Annotated in this window: 19 protein-coding genes and 1 tRNA gene; 12 read left to right on the top strand and 8 right to left on the bottom strand. The window is 69.0% G+C overall.

The features are described from left to right. The first annotated feature begins 46 nt into the window (after positions 1 to 46). The 3 genes from RGD00_RS07740 to glyS are packed head-to-tail and all read left to right on the top strand — an operon-like array spanning position 47 to position 3,718. The gene (locus tag RGD00_RS07740) at positions 47 to 976 is read left to right on the top strand and encodes a glycine--tRNA ligase subunit alpha (protein WP_310456735.1); all 930 of its coding nucleotides are present in this window, start codon (positions 47 to 49) and stop codon (positions 974 to 976) included. Continuing rightward, entirely contained in the window at positions 973 to 1,434 is a 462-nt protein-coding gene (locus tag RGD00_RS07735; protein ID WP_310456734.1) for a DUF6446 family protein, read from the top strand. Before RGD00_RS07740 ends, RGD00_RS07735 begins: the two co-directional genes overlap by 4 nt. Before the next feature lie 4 nt (positions 1,435 to 1,438). Next, the gene (gene glyS / locus RGD00_RS07730; protein ID WP_310456733.1) at positions 1,439 to 3,718 is read left to right on the top strand and encodes a glycine--tRNA ligase subunit beta; all 2,280 of its coding nucleotides are present in this window, start codon (positions 1,439 to 1,441) and stop codon (positions 3,716 to 3,718) included. Between the two features lie 204 nt (positions 3,719 to 3,922). Here glyS and RGD00_RS07725 read toward each other — a convergent pair whose 3' ends face one another. Beyond that, positions 3,923 to 4,516 (bottom strand): histidine phosphotransferase family protein, encoded by a 594-nt coding sequence (locus RGD00_RS07725; protein WP_310456732.1) that lies wholly within the window; start codon positions 4,514 to 4,516, stop codon positions 3,923 to 3,925. 28 nt (positions 4,517 to 4,544) lie between these two features. On the opposite strand from RGD00_RS07725, the gene RGD00_RS07720 reads away from it, so the two are divergent. The 3 genes from RGD00_RS07720 to olsA all read left to right on the top strand — a co-directional run bounded on the left by RGD00_RS07720 (position 4,545) and on the right by olsA (position 6,471). Continuing rightward, positions 4,545 to 4,727 (top strand): DUF3553 domain-containing protein, encoded by a 183-nt coding sequence (locus tag RGD00_RS07720; RefSeq protein WP_310456731.1) that lies wholly within the window; start codon positions 4,545 to 4,547, stop codon positions 4,725 to 4,727. A 146-nt stretch (positions 4,728 to 4,873) separates the two neighbouring features. Continuing rightward, a complete protein-coding gene (olsB, locus tag RGD00_RS07715; protein WP_310456730.1) occupies positions 4,874 to 5,659 on the top strand; it encodes an L-ornithine N(alpha)-acyltransferase in 786 nt (261 codons plus the stop codon). Continuing rightward, entirely contained in the window at positions 5,656 to 6,471 is an 816-nt protein-coding gene (olsA, locus tag RGD00_RS07710) for a lyso-ornithine lipid O-acyltransferase (RefSeq protein ID WP_310456729.1), read from the top strand. The genes olsB and olsA overlap by 4 nt, the downstream gene beginning before the upstream one ends. A gap of 194 nt (positions 6,472 to 6,665) precedes the next feature. Here the strand turns inward: olsA and RGD00_RS07705 are convergent, their stop codons facing one another. The 5 genes from RGD00_RS07705 to RGD00_RS07685 all read right to left on the bottom strand — a co-directional run bounded on the left by RGD00_RS07705 (position 6,666) and on the right by RGD00_RS07685 (position 10,685). Continuing rightward, on the bottom strand, positions 6,666 to 6,929 hold the full coding sequence (locus tag RGD00_RS07705; protein WP_310456728.1) for a hypothetical protein: 264 nt from the start codon (positions 6,927 to 6,929) through the stop codon (positions 6,666 to 6,668). 158 nt (positions 6,930 to 7,087) lie between these two features. Further along, positions 7,088 to 7,163 (bottom strand) — tRNA-Thr (locus tag RGD00_RS07700). A gap of 45 nt (positions 7,164 to 7,208) precedes the next feature. Next, complete coding sequence (locus RGD00_RS07695; RefSeq protein ID WP_310456727.1) at positions 7,209 to 8,663, bottom strand: heme biosynthesis protein HemY; 1,455 nt, start codon at positions 8,661 to 8,663, stop codon at positions 7,209 to 7,211. An 11-nt stretch (positions 8,664 to 8,674) separates the two neighbouring features. Next, positions 8,675 to 9,877 (bottom strand): COG4223 family protein, encoded by a 1,203-nt coding sequence (locus RGD00_RS07690; RefSeq protein WP_310456726.1) that lies wholly within the window; start codon positions 9,875 to 9,877, stop codon positions 8,675 to 8,677. Between the two features lie 70 nt (positions 9,878 to 9,947). After that, positions 9,948 to 10,685 (bottom strand): uroporphyrinogen-III synthase, encoded by a 738-nt coding sequence (locus tag RGD00_RS07685; protein ID WP_310456725.1) that lies wholly within the window; start codon positions 10,683 to 10,685, stop codon positions 9,948 to 9,950. 54 nt (positions 10,686 to 10,739) lie between these two features. Here RGD00_RS07685 and tsaD point away from each other — a divergent pair, with 54 nt between their 5' ends. The 6 genes from tsaD to RGD00_RS07655 all read left to right on the top strand — a co-directional run bounded on the left by tsaD (position 10,740) and on the right by RGD00_RS07655 (position 14,391). Then, positions 10,740 to 11,822, top strand: coding sequence for a tRNA (adenosine(37)-N6)-threonylcarbamoyltransferase complex transferase subunit TsaD (tsaD, locus tag RGD00_RS07680; RefSeq protein WP_310456724.1), 1,083 nt, complete (start codon positions 10,740 to 10,742; stop codon positions 11,820 to 11,822). Beyond that, on the top strand, positions 11,819 to 12,772 hold the full coding sequence (locus RGD00_RS07675; protein WP_310456723.1) for an NAD(P)H-dependent glycerol-3-phosphate dehydrogenase: 954 nt from the start codon (positions 11,819 to 11,821) through the stop codon (positions 12,770 to 12,772). Before tsaD ends, RGD00_RS07675 begins: the two co-directional genes overlap by 4 nt. A gap of 2 nt (positions 12,773 to 12,774) precedes the next feature. Continuing rightward, the gene (locus tag RGD00_RS07670) at positions 12,775 to 13,044 is read left to right on the top strand and encodes a YciI family protein (protein WP_310456722.1); all 270 of its coding nucleotides are present in this window, start codon (positions 12,775 to 12,777) and stop codon (positions 13,042 to 13,044) included. After that, on the top strand, positions 13,044 to 13,463 hold the full coding sequence (locus RGD00_RS07665) for an EVE domain-containing protein (protein WP_310456798.1): 420 nt from the start codon (positions 13,044 to 13,046) through the stop codon (positions 13,461 to 13,463). Before RGD00_RS07670 ends, RGD00_RS07665 begins: the two co-directional genes overlap by 1 nt. After that, the gene (locus RGD00_RS07660) at positions 13,460 to 13,801 is read left to right on the top strand and encodes a hypothetical protein (protein WP_310456721.1); all 342 of its coding nucleotides are present in this window, start codon (positions 13,460 to 13,462) and stop codon (positions 13,799 to 13,801) included. The genes RGD00_RS07665 and RGD00_RS07660 overlap by 4 nt, the downstream gene beginning before the upstream one ends. Before the next feature lie 110 nt (positions 13,802 to 13,911). Beyond that, positions 13,912 to 14,391: a VOC family protein gene (locus RGD00_RS07655; RefSeq protein ID WP_310456720.1), complete on the top strand. Its 480-nt coding sequence runs from the start codon at positions 13,912 to 13,914 to the stop codon at positions 14,389 to 14,391. Between the two features lie 501 nt (positions 14,392 to 14,892). Here RGD00_RS07655 and RGD00_RS07650 read toward each other — a convergent pair. Together RGD00_RS07650 and ahcY are read right to left on the bottom strand one after the other, a co-directional pair. After that, complete coding sequence (locus tag RGD00_RS07650) at positions 14,893 to 15,234, bottom strand: DUF2853 family protein (RefSeq protein WP_310456719.1); 342 nt, start codon at positions 15,232 to 15,234, stop codon at positions 14,893 to 14,895. Positions 15,235 to 15,341: 107 nt separating this feature from the next. After that, positions 15,342 to 16,736: an adenosylhomocysteinase gene (gene ahcY / locus RGD00_RS07645; RefSeq protein ID WP_310456718.1), complete on the bottom strand. Its 1,395-nt coding sequence runs from the start codon at positions 16,734 to 16,736 to the stop codon at positions 15,342 to 15,344. Positions 16,737 to 16,754: the final 18 nt, after the last annotated feature.

Genomic DNA, 16,754 nt, shown 5'->3' with positions numbered 1-16,754 from the left:
TGGCCGGCTTCTGCCTATGGAAGGGGCACTTTTCAAGAGGTCCGGCATGGCTGACGCGCCCCCCCTTCCCCGCAGCTTTCAGGAAATCCTCCTGCGGCTTCAGACCTATTGGGCCGCAAAGGGCTGCGCCGTGCTGCAACCCTACGACATGGAGGTGGGCGCGGGCACCTTCCACCCGGCCACGACGCTGCGGGCCCTCGGGTCGCGCCCCTGGGCGGCGGCCTATGTCCAGCCCTCGCGCCGCCCGACCGACGGGCGCTATGGCGAAAACCCCAATCGCCTTCAGCACTATTACCAGTATCAGGTGATCATCAAACCCTCGCCGCCCGACCTTCAGGCGCTCTACCTCGGCAGCCTCGACGCCATCGGGATCGACACGCGGATGCACGACATCCGCTTTGTCGAGGACGACTGGGAAAGCCCCACCCTCGGCGCCTGGGGCCTGGGGTGGGAGGTCTGGTGCGACGGGATGGAGGTCAGCCAGTTCACCTATTTCCAGCAGGTCGGCGGCCACGACTGCCGCCCGGTGTCGGGCGAATTGACCTACGGGCTGGAACGGCTGGCGATGTATGTTCTGGGCGTGAACCATGTGATGGACATGCCGTTCAACGACCCCGACAGCCCGATCCCGCTGAAATACGGCGATGTGTTCCGGCAGACCGAACAGGAATATTCGCGCCACAACTTCGACGGCGCCACGACCGGGATGCTGTTGCGCCATTTCGAGGACGCCGAGGCCGAATGCGAACGCCTGCTGGCCTTCGACCCGCAGGACGCGAAAACCGGCAAGCGCATCACCATGGTGCATCCCGCCTATGACCAATGCATCAAGGCCAGCCACCTGTTCAACCTGCTGGATGCGCGCGGGGTGATTTCCGTCACCGAACGTCAGGCCTATATCGGCCGCGTCCGCGCGCTGGCCAAGAAATGCGCCGACGCCTTCGTCACCACCGAGGCCGGCGGGGCGGCGGCGTGAACGGCAAGGTCATCGGCATCGGGCTTGTCGCCGCCGCGGTCATCGCGGGGGCGGGGATGTATTACCTTCAGGTCTACGCCTTCTACGACCGGCTGCCCGCCGACACGGTGCTGCATGTCGCCCCGGCTGACGGCGGCGTGCCACGAGTATTGGCGGTGCAGGATTTCGAGGGGGTCGACGCCACGTCGTCACCCCTGCGGTTCCGCGCCTGTTTCCGGCTGGCCGATGCGGCGCAGATCGCCGATGCCGAACCCGTCGCAAATCCCCTGCCGCTGATCGCGCCGGGCTGGTTTTCCTGCTTCGACGCCGCCGCGCTCGGCGCGGCGCTGGAACGGGGCGAGGCGCGGGCCTTTGTCGCCGAACATGAAATCGCCCGGGGCGTAGACCGCGTGATCGCCGTCTTCCCCGATGGCCGGGCCTATGCCTGGCACCAGCTCAACGGAACGCTCGAGGAGTGATCCCATGCCCGACCTGCTGATCGAGCTTTTCTCGGAAGAAATCCCCGCCCGCATGCAGGCGAAGGCGCGCGACGACCTGCGCCGCCTGATCACCGACGGGCTGATGGAATCCGGGCTGACCTATGCCCATGCCGCCGCCTTTTCCACCCCGCGCCGTCTGGTGCTGGCTGTGGAGGGGCTGACCGCCGAAAGCCGCCCCGTGCGCGAGGAACGCAAGGGCCCCCGCACCGACGCCCCCCCCGCCGCCATCGAGGGCTTCCTGCGGTCCACCGGCCTGACGCTGGACCGGCTGGAAAAGCGCGCCGACAAGAAGGCCGAGGTGTATTTCGCCGTCGTCGAGAAGCCCGGCCGCAAGGCGGCGGACATCGTGGCCGAGGTGCTGGAGCGCACGATCCGCGATTTCCCCTGGCCCAAATCCATGCGGTGGGGGGCGGGCAGCCTGCGGTGGGTGCGCCCGCTGCATTCGATCCTGTGCATCCTGCGCGACGAGGCCGGGGCCGAAACCGTGCCGCTGGATGTCGACGGCATCGCGGCGGGCAACACGACCGAGGGGCACCGCTTCCTCTCGCCCGGCCGCTTTGCCGTCACCGGCTTCGACGATTACGTCGCGCGCCTGAAAACCGCGCATGTGGTGCTGGACTCGGCCGAACGCGAAAGCCGCATCTGGCACGACGCCACCACGCTCGCCTTCGCCCAAGGGCTGGAGGTGGTCGAGGACCGCGCGCTGCTGGCAGAGGTCGCGGGACTGGTGGAATGGCCGGTGGTGCTGATGGGCGGTATCGGGGCCGAATTCCTGACCCTGCCGCCCGAGGTGCTGCAAACCTCGATGCGCGAACACCAAAAATTCTTTTCCGTCCGCAATCCCGCGACTGGGCGGATCGAGAAATACGTCACCGTGGCGAATATCGAAACGCCCGACCATGGCGCCACGATCCTTGCGGGCAACGGCAAGGTGCTGGCCGCACGACTGTCGGATGCGCGGTTCTTCTGGGAAAACGACCTGCGGGTGGTGAAGGCCGAGGGGATGGAGGGCATGGCCGCAGGGCTGGCCAACGTCACCTTCCACAACAAGCTCGGGTCGCAATCCGACCGCATTGCCCGCATCGCGGCGCTGGCGCGCGAGATCGCGCCCGCCGTGGGCGCATCCCCCGATCTGGCGGCAGAGGCCGCGCGGGTGGCCAAGGCCGACCTGCAATCGGCGATGGTGGGCGAATTCCCCGAACTGCAAGGCACGATGGGCACCTATTACGCCCGCGCCGCCGGCCTGCCGGAATCTGTCGCCGCGACCTGCAAGGAACATTACCAGCCCCTCGGCCCCTCAGACGACGTGCCCACCGCGCCGGTATCTGTGGCGGTGGCGCTGGCCGACAAGATCGACACGCTGACGGGCTTCTGGGCCATCGACGAGAAGCCCACGGGGTCCAAGGATCCCTTCGCGCTGCGGCGGGCGGCGTTGGGGGTGATCCGGTTGGTGTTGGGGAATGGGTTGCGGGTGGGGTTGTCGGCAACGATGTCACCAGCGTTTATGCGAACCATTGGCGATAGCCTGATGGCACATGTTGATGATGAGACATTGTTTCATGGCAAACGAGCCGACCAATCTCGTCCCTTCTTGCACATTCGAGATGATTGGGCCTTACCCGAAATGATTGACTATCTCGCACGTGCTGTGGCCTCAGACGATCTGAATATTGATGAGCGCAGAGGAGCGGCTGAAAAGATTTCGCTACGCGTGTTAGCTGGCTCTACTGAAGAAACCCAAAGCCTCCTCGCCTTCCTCCACGACCGCCTCAAGGTCTACCTGCGCGATCAGGGCATCCGCCACGACGTGATCGACGCCTGCCTCGCCATGCCCGGCAACGACGACCTCACCCTGCTGGTCAAGCGCGCCGAATCCCTCGCCGCCTTCCTCAAGACCGAGGACGGCACCAACCTGCTCCAGGGCTTCAAGCGTGCCAACAACATCCTGACGCAGGCCGAGGCGAAGGACGGGGTGGAATATTCCTTCGGCGCCGATCCGAAATTCGCCGAAGGGGCCGAGGAAAGCGCGCTTTTCGCCGCCTTGGACAGGGCCGAGGCCGCCATCGCCCCGGCGATGCGGGCCGAGGATTTCGCCGCCGCCATGGCCGCCATGGCCGCCCTGCGCGCACCCATCGACGCCTTCTTCACCGCGGTGCAGATCAACACCGACAACCAGATCCTGCGCCGCAACCGGCTGAACCTGCTGCACCGCATCCGCGCCACCTGCGCGCAGGTGGCCGACCTGACGCGGATCGAGGGCTGACCTCCGGCCAGCACGCCGGCGACGAGGACAGCGCCCTGTGCCTTCAGGCTGGACTTAAATATCCCCGCCGGAGGCCCCGCGCTCGTCACCCGCGATACAGGACAGGCAAGGGCACGCCCCTTTTCCACTTTCTGTCCAGAAATATCCCGCGGGGGTCCGGGGGCGCGAAGCCCCCGGCCCTGCCCTCGCCACCGGGCCGACCCGTCAGAAGCTCAGCTCGATCACCTGATCGGCGATGCGCAGGGCGGCGTGGCGGTTCTGGGCGGTCAGATCCTCGCGCAGCAGGCCGAAATGCACCTGCGCGGGCGTCAGGCTCAGCGCCATCAGCGGATCGCAGAGCGCATCCCACAGCGCGGCATCGTGACGCAGCTTGCGCGCCGTACCGGCCAGCGTCCAGCGCGCGCCCTCGCGGTCCACCGCCACTTGCCCGCCATAGGGCATCGCGGTTTCCAGGCATTGCAGCGCCAGAAAGGCCAGCCGCACCTCGCGCCGCGGCAGGTCGCCCGCCACGCGCCAGTCGATCACCGTGCGCCCGCCCCGCGTGCTTTCGCCCAGGATCGACAGGATTTCCGGCCGCCCCATCCGCTGGTCCGCCCCGGCCATGCCATAGGCGACGCGGAAGAACCGGATCCGCGCATTCGCATTCGCCACGCTTTCGGAAATCAGCGCCACCTCGGGCCCCGTGCCCTGGCCCGCCATCGCCAGCAGTTCCACCCCATTGCCGATCGCGCCCAGAGGGCTGATAAGATCGTGGCAGATGCGCGAGCCGAGCAGGGCCGCCAGTTCAGTCTTGTCCATCGTTACCCTCACACTGCCCGGAGCCCCGATGCGTGACCCCAACGCGATCCTCGAACCCGGCATGCTGGTGCGCCATCCCGCCTGCCCCGACTGGGGGCTGGGGCAGGTGCAATCCAACATCGGCGGCCGGGTCACGGTGAATTTCGAACACGCCGGCAAGGTCGTGATCGAAAGCAGCCGTGTCACCCTGACCCCGGTTCCGGACCCGTAGGGGCCGGGCCTGACGCATACATCTATAGGTTGAATTCCCCGCCTGCTTCAACCTGTACGGCTGACGGTCTTGGCTTTTTGTTGCATTGCCGTGCTACGGGGCCTAAATGCGCCTACGCCCTGCCGCCAAAGGACCATCAGCCGCCGATGACGATGGAAGATCCGAACTTCACCCTGCGCCTTGCCCGTGACGACCAGGACCTGCTGGCGGCGCAGCGGCTCCGATACCGGGTATTCGTCGAGGAACTGGGCGGCACCGGCCCGATGGTCGATCACGACCGGCGGCTGGAACGGGACGAGTTCGACCCCCATTTCGACCACCTGCTGCTGATCGACCGGCGCCGCGATCCGGCGCAGATGGACCATGTGGTGGGGGTCTACCGGCTGTTGACCTCGGACAGGGCGGCGGAACTGGGGCGGTACTATTCCGAAACCGAATACGACCTCGCGCCGCTCAAGGCCACGGGGCGGCGGCTTCTGGAACTGGGGCGGTCCTGCGTCGACAAGGACTATCGCGGCGGGACGGCAATGTTCCACCTGTGGAATGCGCTGGCCGAATACGTGCTGGAGCGGAAGATCGAGATCATGTTCGGCGTCGCCAGTTTCCACGGCACCGATGCCGAGGCGCTGAAGATGCCGCTGGCCTATCTGCACCACCATCACCTCGCGCCCGAGGACATCCGCGTGCGCGCCATGCCGGAACATTTCCAGGCGATGGACCTGCTGCCCGCCGACCAGGTGGACCGCCGCGCGGCGATGGCGGCGACGCCTGCGCTGATCAAGGCCTATCTGCGGCTCGGCGGCTTCGTGGGCGAGGGCGCGTGGATCGACCATGACTTCAACACCACCGATGTCTGCCTGCTGATGGACACGGTGCGCATGTCCGAACGGCATCTGAGCTTCTACATGCGCAAGCAGGGCCCCGCTTCGTGACCACCTGGCGCGACGAGGAGGCCGCCCCCCCCTCGCGCATCGGGGCGGCGGGCTGGCTGCGGGTGGCGCTGCGGGGGCTGGTGCTGGGGGTCGTGACCTATGGCTGTCTGGTTCTGCTGCTGCTCTGCCGGCTGGTGGAACGCCCGCTCTGCGGGTTGAACCGCCCGGTCACGCCCTGGATCACGCAATTCGTCTGCCGCGCGGCCTTCGTCATCCTCGGCATCCGTTATTCCACCCGGGGCCGGCCGATGCGCCACAAGGGGGCGGTAGTGGCGAACCATGGGTCCTGGCTGGACATATTCACCCTGAACGCCTGCCAGCGGATCTATTTCGTGTCCAAGGCAGAGGTCGCGGGCTGGCCCGGGATCGGCTGGCTGGCGCGCGCCACGGGCACCGTGTTCATCGCCCGCAAGGGAACCGAGGCGCTGGCGCAGAAGGACCTGTTCGAGGCGCGGCTGCGCGCGGGCCACAAGCTCCTGTTCTTTCCCGAAGGCACATCGACCGACGGGCTGCGGGTGCTGCCGTTCAAGCCGACGCTGTTCGCGGCCTTCTTTGCCGACGGGCTGGCCGAGGTGCTGCATGTCCAGCCGGTGACGGTGATCTATCGCGCCCCCGAGGGCGCCGACCCGCGGTTCTATGGCTGGTGGGGAGACATGGATTTCGGGCCCCATCTGCTCAAGGTACTGGCCGCACCCCGGCAGGGCAGCGTCGAGGTGGTCTTTCACGATCCGGTGCCGGTAGCCGCCTTCACCGACCGCAAGGCCCTGTCGGCCCATTGCGAAACCGCCGTGCGCCATGCGCATGTGATCTGAGCGGCAGGTTTTATCCGGGGAAACCAAGGCCCGGCGGGAGGTTCTGGCAGGGATCGGATACCCGTGGTTCTTGCCTCATGGGGCAGTGCATCTCTGTGCCCGGCACGACGAAACGTCAGACGTTCCGACCCGAACGTCGACCAGACCCATTGTGCATGAGGGCGGGCGTCTGCCTTGCGGGACCTAGCTGCCGCTCAGGGAGGCTCTTGGTCAGGGTCATGGTCCTCGGCGCGTAGAGCCAGCTTGGGTGTGGGCAGCCCTCCTCCATCCTTCAGAAGCGCTTCCACAGCATACAAAAGGCCAACAACGGCTTTGGATACCTCATCTCCCATTTCATCTTTCAAAGCGCTCTCGATTCCACCATCCGGCGCCCAATGAACATATGCCCAGCGCACCGCCCTTGCGCTTTCAGCATATGCTTTTTCAACAGCTTCATAGCGCTCGTCGCGGACTTCCATCTTTGCCTCATCAAGGTGCCCTGATGAATAAGGGGGCTATATTGCCACCGTTCGCAACGGGCTCTTCACACCGATGGCGCGGCCACGACCGAAACGCCGCCTGGGTCAGGAATCTGACGGAAAGCCACGAATATCTGACAGACCTTGGGAAGGATCAGTGGTGCCGGTGAAGGGACTCGAACCCCCGACCCCATCATTACGAATGACGTGCTCTACCAGCTGAGCTACACCGGCACTGATCGGGTGCCTCTTAGCACCCCCGTTTCGGACTGTGTAGTGCTAAAGTGCACCGCGCGCGCCGGAATCTGGGGGCGCGTCCTCCACCACCTCGGCATCCACCGTGGCGGCCGTGCTGTCGGGGCGGCCGACGATCAGGGGCAGCATTTCCGTCTGGGTCGGGCTCGGCCCCGCGCCTTCGGGCGGGGTGGTCCAGGCCAGCGTGTCGAAGGCGCCGCAGTTGTCGCAGACGGGTTGCCATTCGGCATGGATGTTGTGGCATTTCTCGCAGACCCACTGCTTGCCCCGCGGCGCGGTCAGGGCGCGGGCCAGCCAGCCGCGCACCACGGCGTCGTCCGCGCCTTCGCCCCGTTCGATCGCGGCCATGATGGTCAGCGCGCGGGCGGTGGGTTCCGCCTGAACCAGATCGCCAAGGGCGCGGCGGGCGGCCGGGAAATCCTCTGCCGCGATGGCAAGCTCGGCCATCAGCATGCGGGTTTCGGGGTGGCCGGGGTTGATGTCGGTCAGTTTGGCGAAACGGCGCTGGCGGTCCTGCGGGGTTTCGTCGGGCGCGATCTCGGCAAAGGCGGCGGCGAGGTCGGGGTGGGGCTGCGCCTCCCATGCCTTGCGCAGCACGCGGGCGGCGTGGCGCGTGTCGCCCTTGGCGATATAGCTGCGCGCCGCCATCGCCGCGGCCGGGATCAGGTCGGGCGACTGGCGGTTGGCGGCGATCGCGGCCTCGCGCGCCTCGATGTCCTTGCCTTCGTCGATGACGTCCCTGGCCTCTTGCAGCGCCAGCACGGCGTCGCGGCGGCGGTAGATGTCGCGCGGCAGGGCCCCGGCGCGGCGCTTGGCCTCCAGCGTCGCGCGCGCGCCCTTCCAGTCCTTCGCGCCCGCCTGCAACTGCAACAGGATGTCCTGGGTTTCGGGATGTGCGGGTTTCAGCGCGAAGGCCTTTTCCGCCAGTTTCAGCGCGGTTTCGGTATCGCCCTCGTCCAGCTTGACCCGCAACAGGCCGCGGACGCCGACGAACCGGCTGCGGTCGTCCTCCAGCAACGCCTTCCAGGCCGTCTTGGCGCGGTCGCGGTCGCCCGACATCTCTGCCGCCTGCGCGACCAGAAGGTTGGTCAGCTGCGGCTGATCGAGGAACCGTTCCGCCTTGGCCGCCCGCGCCAGCGCCACCCGCCCCTCGCCCGAGGCCAGCGCCAGAAGCGATTCCTGCACCGCCGCATAGCCGCGCCGTTCGCGGTTGCGGTCGAAGTGGCGCGACAGCGCGGTTTCATCCCCGGCGATGAAGCGCAAAAGCGCGATCAGGAAACCCGCGATGCGGAACAGAAGCCACAGCGCCAGCACCAGCACCAGGATCGCGATCAGCCCTTGCAGGGGGCCGAGCGTGAATTCCCACCCCGCCAGCGCCACGCGCAATTCGCCGCCCATGTCCATCAGGCGGCTCGCCCCGATGGTCAGCGCCGCGGTCAGCGCGACGAACAGCAGCACCTTTGCCAGAGACCACAGCATCCCTTGCCCCCTCAGTTGCCGGCCAGGCCGGAAAGCGCCGCCGCCACGGCCAGCCGCGATTCGGCGCGCGCGCGCCATGCGGCCATTTCCGCCGTCGCCTCTGCCGGAAGCGGGTCGAGCCCCGCGACCGCCCCCGCCAGATCGCCCGCGCGCAAGGCCGCCTCTGCCCGCGACAGCACCGCGTCGGGGTCGTCGCCCGCGCGCGGGGTCAGCGACCGCGCGCCGGTCTGCGCGCGCAGGAAGGCGCCGATGCGGTCGCCGAGCGGCGCGTCGGGTTCCACCTTGGCCACGGCGGCCAGCGCGGCGCGGGCGGCCTCGGGGAATTCTTCCTGCAATTGCGGCAGGGTGGGCACGTCGGCGCCTTCCGCCAGCGCGGGCGGCAGGGCGACGCCCGCCGCCGCCAGATCGGCCAGCGGTTCGGCAAGGCTGGTGCCGGTATCCAGCGCCGCCTGCGCGCGCAGCACGGCGGCGCGGGCGAGCGCGGCCTGCGCGCGGGCCTGCGCCTCTGCCTCTGCCGCGGCAAGGCGGGCCTCTGCGGCACGGCGTTCTTCCTCGGCGGCGGCCTTCATCGCGGCGATGGTTTCCTCGACATCCCCGGTGCCGAGCTGGTCCAGCTGCCCTTGCAGGCGGGCGACCTCGGCGCGCAGCGCGGCCAGATCCTCGGGCGGGACGGTGCTGACGGGACGGGCGGCCACTTCCTCCAGCCGCGCGGCGGCGGCATCCAGCCGGGCACCCAGATCCGTTTGCGCGGCGCGCAGGTCATCCAGCGCGGCGCCCATGCCGGCAAGCCCGGACAGATCGGCCCGCAAAGCCTCCACCGCGCGGTCCTGCGCGGCAAGGCGATCCTCCAGCGCGGTGAAGCGGGCGGTGTCGCCGGGGAAGGGCCAGCCGCCGGGCACGACATAGCGCGCGGCGGCAAAGCCGATGGCGGCGGCCAGAACCCCGCCGATCACGAGGCCAAGCGCCACGCCCATGCCCCTGCGGCGCGGTGCAGCGACGGGCTCGGGCGCGGGGGGTTCGGCCGCGGGGGGTGCCGGCGGCGGTTCCGGCCGTTCGGGTTCGGACAGTTCCACGATGACGGGCTCGGGCGTGGGCGCAACCTCAGGTTCGGACACAGGCTCGGGCGCGCCGGATGCGGGCGCCTCGGCAACGTGCGTCTCGGCAACGTCCTGCGCGATTTCGCCTTCGGGGGTGGTCTTGTCCGGGCCGGTCAAGGCGCTTCTCCTCTGCTGGCCGGGGCCGGGCCCCTTCTGGTTCCAAGATTAGGCCCCGCGCCGGGCGGCTTCAAGCCGCGGCCTGCGCGGCATGATGCAGCGCGGCGGCGGCGCGCAGCATGGCGGGGGCGTCGGGGGCCTCGGCGGTCAGGCGCATACGGGCGGGAAGGCCCGACAGTTCCGCCGCCGCCGCCGGGCTGATCGCGGCAAGGTACAGCGGCGCGCGCACCCCCGCCGCCGCGCGGGCAAAGATCGCCGCCGTGCGGGGGGAAAAGAGCGGCGCGATGACCGGCGCATCCCCGGCCAGCAATGCCAGCGCCGGGGCTGACAAGGGCTGTTCCTGCTGTTCGTAGACGATGAGTTCCCCGGTTTCGATCCCCGCCGCGCTCAGCCGGGCGGCGATCGCGCCGCGGGCGTCGCGGCCCCGGGCGTGCAGCAGCGGCGCGGCGGGCCGCAGGGCGGTGAGTTCGGCCACCACCGCCTCTGCATCGCCGCCGCAGGCATGGGCCGTGAACCCCGCCGCGCGCGCCACATCGGCGGTATGGGGGCCGACGCAGAAGGCGGGCAGGCTGCGGTCGGCGGCAATCCGCGCAAAGCCCGCCACCCCGGTTTCCGACGTGAAGATGAGGCCGCGCACCCGCCCGTCCCCCCACACCGGCGGCAGGGGGGGCGACAACAGCCGGGGCGCGATCAGCGGCGCCATCAGCACCTCGGCGCCCGGCAGGTGATCGCGCAACGCGGCGGCAAAGCGCGCGGCGGCGGGTTCGGGCCGGGTCAGCAGGATGACGGGGCGGGATTGTGCGGTCATGGTGCAGGTGTTACCTGCGATTGGCCCCCACCGCAACGGACCCGGACCCGCCTGATGACCCGCATGCTCACCTTCCTCGGGCTGGAAAGCAGCTGCGACGATACCGCAGCGGCGGTGGTGCGCCATGCGCCGGGGCATGCGCCGGAAATCCTGTCCTCGGTCGTGATGGGGCAGGAATCGCTGCATGCGGACTTTGGCGGCGTGGTGCCGGAAATCGCCGCGCGGGCGCATGCCGAACGGATCGACCTTGCGGCAGAGGCCGCGCTGGCGCAGGCGGGCGTGGATCTGACGGGGATCGACGGCGTGGCGGTGACGGCGGGGCCGGGGCTGATCGGCGGGGTGCTGGCGGGCGTGATGTGCGCCAAGGGGATCGCCGCGGCGACCGGGCTGCCGCTGGTGGGGGTGAACCACCTTGCCGGCCATGCGCTGACCCCGCGGCTGACCGACGGGCTGGAATTTCCCTATCTGATGCTGCTGGTATCCGGCGGGCATTGCCAGTTCCTGTCGGTCGAGGGGCCCGACAGCTTCCGCCGCCTCGGCGGCACCATCGACGACGCACCGGGCGAGGCGTTCGACAAGACCGCCAAGCTGCTCGCCCTGCCCCAGCCCGGCGGCCCGGCGGTGGAGGCAGAGGCAGCGGGCGGCGACCCCGCGCGTTTCGCCTTCCCCCGCCCGCTGCTGGACCGCCCCGGGTGCGACCTGTCGTTTTCGGGCCTCAAGACGGCGCTGTTGCGCGCGCGCGACGCGCTGCTGGCGGCGCAGGGCGGCATCACGGTGCAGGACCGGCGCGATCTGTGCGCAGGCTTTCAGGCGGCGGTGGCCGATGTGCTGGCCGAAAAGACCCGCCGCGCGCTGGCGCTGACCGGGGCCGGGGTGTTGGCCGTGGCAGGCGGAGTCGCGGCGAACAGGGTGCTGCGCGCGCGGCTGATGGCGGTGGCCGAAGGCGCGGGTGCGCGGTTCGTGGCCCCGCCCCTGCGGCTTTGCACCGACAATGCGGCGATGATCGCCTGGGCGGGGATCGAGCGGTTCCGCCTTGGCCACCGCGACGGGATGGACCTTGCCGCCCGCCCGCGCTGGCCGCTGGACACCACTGCCGCACCGATGCTGGGCGCGGGAAAGAAAGGGGCCAAGGCATGAGCGGCGTCACCATCCTCGGCGCGGGGGCGTTCGGCACGGCGCTGGCGGTGACGCTGGCCGCCAATGGCCCGGTGGTGCTGTGGGGCCGGGATGTGGGTTGGGCCGCGGCGCGCGAAAACCCGCGTCTGCCGGGCGTCACCCTGCCCCCCGGCGTCACCGTGACCGACCGCCTGCCGCCGCGCGACGGCCACCCGGTGCTGCTGGCGCTGCCGATGCAGGTAACGGGGGCGTTTCTGCGCGACCATGCCGGAAGGCTGGATGGCCGCCGGCTGGTCGCGTGCAGCAAGGGGGTGGATCTGGCCACCCTGCGCGGGCCCTCCGCGCTGATCGAACGCCACTGCCCCGCCGCCCTTGCGGCGGTGCTGACCGGCCCCAGCTTTGCCGCCGACATCGCGCGCGGCCTGCCCACCGCCCTGACGCTCGCCTGCGCCGATGCCAATGTGGGCGCGGCGTTGCAGGCGCAGCTGTCCACCCCCGTCCTGCGGCTTTACCGCACCACCGATGTGGCGGGCGCGGAACTGGGCGGGGCGCTGAAGAACGTCATCGCCATCGCGGCGGGCATCGTCATGGGCGCGGGTCTGGGCGACAGCGCCCGCGCGGCGCTGATGACGCGGGGTTATGCGGAAATGGTGCGCTTCGCCACCCGGCTCGGCGCGCGGGCGGAAACGCTGGCGGGGCTGTCGGGCCTGGGCGATCTGGTGCTGACCTGCACCTCGGCGCAGTCGCGCAACTTCCGCCACGGCCTGGCGCTTGGCCGGGGCGAGCCGCCCGATATCACCGCCACCGTCGAGGGGCTGGCGACCGCCCGCGCGGTAGTGCAACAGGCGAACCGCCTTGCGCTGGCCGGGCAGATGCCCGTGACGCAGATGGTATCCGCCGTGACCGAAGGCCGCGTCAGCATCGCCGAGGCGGTGCAGGCGCTGATGACCCGCCCCCTGAGACAGGAGTGACCATGCTTTACGCCATCATCTGCCGCGACAAACCCGGCGCGCTGCAACTGCGGCTCGACACCCGCCCTGCGCATCTGGCCTATCTGGAGGAAACCGGCGTCGTCCGCATCGCCGGGCCGTTCATCGAGGACGACAGGCCCGTGGGTTCGCTGGTGATCGTCGAGACGGCGGACCGCGCGGCGGCAGAGGCGTTTGCCGCGAACGACCCCTACGCCAGGGCCGGGCTGTTCGCCGAGGTCACGGTCAACGAATGGAAGCGGGTGATCGGCTGATGCGGTACTGGCTGTTCAAATCGGAACCGGATGCCTGGTCCTGGGACCAGCAGGTCGCCAGGGGCGACGCGGGCGAGGAATGGCACGGCGTGCGCAACTATCAGGCGCGCAACAACATGCGGGCGATGGAACTGGGGGACCGGGGGTTCTTCTACCATTCCAACATCGGGAAAGAGATCGTCGGCATCGTCGAGGTCTGCGCGCTGGCGCATCCCGACAGCACGACCGAGGACGCGCGGTGGGAATGCGTGGACATCCGCGCGGTGAAGCCGCTGAAAACACCGGTGACGCTGGAGATGTGCAAGACCGACCCGCGGCTGGCGGATATGGTGCTGGTCAACAACATGCGCCTGTCGGTCCAGCCGGTGACAGAGGACGAATTCCGCGTCGTCTGCGAACTGGGCGGGGTCGCCCCGTGACCACGGCAGAGGCGGCGGTGGCCGTCGCCGCGCCGCTGGTGCTGGCGCTGATGTCGCTGCGCGCCGCCCCCGGCCTGCGCCACCGCGACCGGCTGCCGATGCAATGGTCGCGCAACGGCCGCGTGCGCTGGACGGCGCCGCGCCGCGTGGCGCTGGCCATGCTGCCCGCGCTGGCGGCGGCGATGATGGCGGTGCTGCTGCTGGCCCCCGCCCGCCCGAACGACCCGCCCCGGCTGGCCGTTCTGGCCGGGGTCGCGGCGCTGATGGTGATGGTCCACGCCTACTGGCTGCGCCGCGCCGGGCGCGACGACCGGCCCGGGGATGACGGCCGCGGCTGAGGGGGCGGCGGGAAACCCCGCCCGGCCCCTTTGGTTTCTTTGCGGATCCCCGGTGGCGGCGTAGACTGGGGCGGCCTTGCAGGCGACCACGGCGGCGAAAGGATCAGGCGATGGCGACCCCCAGGAACACGATCTGCCTCTGGTACGACAAGGACGCCGAGGCCGCGGCGCGGTTCTATGCCAGCGTCTTTCCCGACAGCGCCGTGCAGGCCGTCTTTCACGCCCCGGCGGATTTCCCGGGGGGCAAGGCGGGCGATGTGCTGACGGTGCAGTTCACCGTCGCGGGCATCCCCTGCATCGGGCTCAACGGCGGGCCGGTGTTTCCGCAAAGCGAGGCGTTTTCCTTCCAGATCGCCACCGATTCCCAAGAGGAAACCGACCGCTACTGGAACGCCATAATCGACAACGGCGGGCAGGCCAGCGACTGCGGCTGGTGCAAGGACAGATGGGGCCTGTCCTGGCAGATCACCCCCCGCGTGCTGACCGAGGCGCTGGCCGCCGGCGGCGACGAGGCGCAACGCGCCTTCGCGGCGATGATGACGATGCAGAAAATCGACGTGGCCGCGATCGAGGCCGCCCGGCACGGCTGACCCCGGGCCGGGCAGGCATCATCTTTTTCGACATGGCAGCGGCGGCGCGCGCAGGCGGGTTGGCTGGTGGGCGCGGGCCGTTGGATGTGGGGCCGGCGGGTCGCCGTGCGCGGATGCGCCGCAACGGCGGTCATCCTGAAAACGCGGTCGAACAGCATCGCCACGACCGTCGCGATAATGTATCGCGGCGGATATACCGACGAAGGCGGGCATGACGGCAGGCATCCTGCAAGGCGCCCCCGGGATGACACCCAACTGCACGAAGGCGGTGCCTGCAACCGGATAGATCGACCGCCAGCGGACTACGCCTTGGCACCCGCACAAAAGTGCGGGGGGCCCCGACCCCCCGGGACCCCCCATTCCCCTCTGTGCCACCCTTCGCACCACGGGAATTCGTATCGGTCCCGGCCATACTGGCCCTTGGGAAAGGGATACGCGATTCCGCGCCGCGGGGGAAACGGCAAGTGCGCGGGATTTTAGCCAAATCCCGCGGACCGCCCGTCAGGCGTAGGCGGCCTCTTTCCCGAAATGCTTGACCAGCAGGTAATAGACGACGGCGCGATACTTGTTGCGCTCGGACCGGCCATAGGTCTCGATCGCGGCGTCGATCCCTTCCATCAGCGCGGGGCCGTCGGCCAGACCCAGCTTCTTGACGAGGAAGTTGTTCTTGACCGTTTCCAGTTCGCCCTTGTCGGTGCCCGCGACGGTGGAGCTGTCGGCGTTGTAGATCGCCGGGCCGCAGCCGATGGTGACCTTGGTCAAGAGCGCCATGTCGGGCTCGACCTTGCACTTGGTGCGCAGGTCCTCGGCGTATTTGGCGATCAGGTCGTCGCGTTTGCTCATCTCTTCCTCTCCTGTCCCCGGGCTCGACGGCCCTTCCGGGGCGGAGGATAGGGGCGGGATTCGCCGCGACCAAGCGAAAAATCCCGCCCCCGCGCAATGCCGCAGGATCAGTAGCGGTAATGCTCGGGCTTGTAGGGCCCTTCGACCGGCACGCCGATATAGTCGGCCTGGTCCTTGCGAAGTTCCGTCAGGCGCACCCCGATGCGCGCCAGATGCAGCCGGGCGACCTTTTCGTCCAGATGCTTGGGCAGGATGTAGACGCCGGGGGCATAGTCGGCGTGGCGGGTCCACAGTTCGATCTGCGCCAGCACCTGGTTGGTGAAGCTGGCCGACATGACGAAGCTCGGATGCCCGGTGGCGTTGCCGAGGTTCAGCAGGCGGCCTTCGGACAGAAGGATGATCCGGTTGCCCGAGGGCATGGTGATCATGTCCACCTGGTCCTTGATGTTGGTCCACTGGTGGTTCTTCAGGGCGGCGACCTGGATCTCGTTGTCGAAATGCCCGATGTTGCCGACGATGGCCATGTCCTTCATCGCACGCAGATGCTCGATGCGGATCACGTCCTTGTTGCCGGTGGTGGTGATGAAGATGTCGGCGGTGGCGACCTCTTCCTCCAGCACCGTGACCTCGTAGCCGTCCATGGCGGCCTGCAAGGCGCAGATCGGGTCGATTTCCGTGACCTTCACGCGCGCGCCCGCGCCGCGCAGGCTGGCCGCCGACCCCTTGCCCACGTCGCCATAGCCGCAGACGACCGCGACCTTGCCCGCCATCATCGTGTCGGTGGCGCGCCGGATGCCGTCGACCAGCGATTCCTTGCAGCCGTATTTGTTGTCGAATTTCGACTTGGTGACGGAATCGTTGACGTTGATCGCGGGGAAGGGCAGCAGGCCCTTCTTGTGCAGGTCGTAAAGGCGATGGACGCCGGTGGTGGTTTCCTCCGACACGCCGCAGATCGCCGCGCGCTGTTTGGTGAACCAGCCGGGGCTTTCCGCCAGGCGCAGGCGGATCTGGGCGAAAAGCGCCTCTTCCTCCTCGCTGCCGGGGGCGGCGATCAGGTGGGTTTCCCCCGCCTCGACCCGGGCCCCCATCAGGATGTAGAGCGTGGCGTCCCCGCCATCGTCGAGGATCATGTTGGCGGTGCCTTCCGCGAACTGGAAGATGCGGTCGGTATAGGCCCAGTATTCGGTCAGCGTCTCGCCCTTGACGGCGAAGACGGGGGTGCCGGTGGCGGCGATGGCGGCGGCGGCATGGTCCTGGGTGGAAAAGATGTTGCAGGACGCCCACCGCACATCGGCGCCGAGCGCCTTCAGCGTCTCGATCAGCACCGCGGTCTGGATCGTCATGTGCAGGCTGCCCGCGATCCGCGCGCCCCTGAGCGGCTGCGCCGCCCCGTATTCCGCCCGCAGCGCCATCAGGCCCGGCATTTCGGTTTCGGCGATGTCGAGTTCCTTGCGGCCGAAGGCGGCAAGCGAAATGTCCTTGACGATATAGTCCCTGGGCATCCTGGCGCTTCCTGCGAT

Source organism: Ruixingdingia sedimenti (assembly GCF_031432425.1).
GTDB lineage: Bacteria > Pseudomonadota > Alphaproteobacteria > Rhodobacterales > Rhodobacteraceae > Ruixingdingia > Ruixingdingia sedimenti.
The sequence above is the reverse complement of the archived record's forward strand: the minus strand, read 5'-3'. Positions and strand labels throughout refer to the sequence as shown.

What these genes read in the sequence shown, in the direction of transcription:
- RGD00_RS07705 (WP_310456728.1), bottom strand. Translation starts at nt 6,929, where the DNA reads ATGGAAGTCCGCGACGAGCGCTATGAAGCTGTTGAAAAAGCATATGCT.
- glyS (WP_310456733.1), top strand. Translation starts at nt 1,439, where the DNA reads ATGCCCGACCTGCTGATCGAGCTTTTCTCGGAAGAAATCCCCGCCCGC.
- ahcY (WP_310456718.1), bottom strand. Translation starts at nt 16,736, where the DNA reads ATGCCCAGGGACTATATCGTCAAGGACATTTCGCTTGCCGCCTTCGGC.
- RGD00_RS07720 (WP_310456731.1), top strand. Translation starts at nt 4,545, where the DNA reads ATGCGTGACCCCAACGCGATCCTCGAACCCGGCATGCTGGTGCGCCAT.
- RGD00_RS07695 (WP_310456727.1), bottom strand. Translation starts at nt 8,663, where the DNA reads ATGCTGTGGTCTCTGGCAAAGGTGCTGCTGTTCGTCGCGCTGACCGCG.
- tsaD (WP_310456724.1), top strand. Translation starts at nt 10,740, where the DNA reads ATGACCCGCATGCTCACCTTCCTCGGGCTGGAAAGCAGCTGCGACGAT.
- RGD00_RS07655 (WP_310456720.1), top strand. Translation starts at nt 13,912, where the DNA reads ATGGCGACCCCCAGGAACACGATCTGCCTCTGGTACGACAAGGACGCC.
- RGD00_RS07665 (WP_310456798.1), top strand. Translation starts at nt 13,044, where the DNA reads ATGCGGTACTGGCTGTTCAAATCGGAACCGGATGCCTGGTCCTGGGAC.
- RGD00_RS07685 (WP_310456725.1), bottom strand. Translation starts at nt 10,685, where the DNA reads ATGACCGCACAATCCCGCCCCGTCATCCTGCTGACCCGGCCCGAACCC.
- RGD00_RS07740 (WP_310456735.1), top strand. Translation starts at nt 47, where the DNA reads ATGGCTGACGCGCCCCCCCTTCCCCGCAGCTTTCAGGAAATCCTCCTG.
- RGD00_RS07650 (WP_310456719.1), bottom strand. Translation starts at nt 15,234, where the DNA reads ATGAGCAAACGCGACGACCTGATCGCCAAATACGCCGAGGACCTGCGC.
- RGD00_RS07670 (WP_310456722.1), top strand. Translation starts at nt 12,775, where the DNA reads ATGCTTTACGCCATCATCTGCCGCGACAAACCCGGCGCGCTGCAACTG.
- RGD00_RS07675 (WP_310456723.1), top strand. Translation starts at nt 11,819, where the DNA reads ATGAGCGGCGTCACCATCCTCGGCGCGGGGGCGTTCGGCACGGCGCTG.
- olsB (WP_310456730.1), top strand. Translation starts at nt 4,874, where the DNA reads ATGACGATGGAAGATCCGAACTTCACCCTGCGCCTTGCCCGTGACGAC.
- RGD00_RS07725 (WP_310456732.1), bottom strand. Translation starts at nt 4,516, where the DNA reads ATGGACAAGACTGAACTGGCGGCCCTGCTCGGCTCGCGCATCTGCCAC.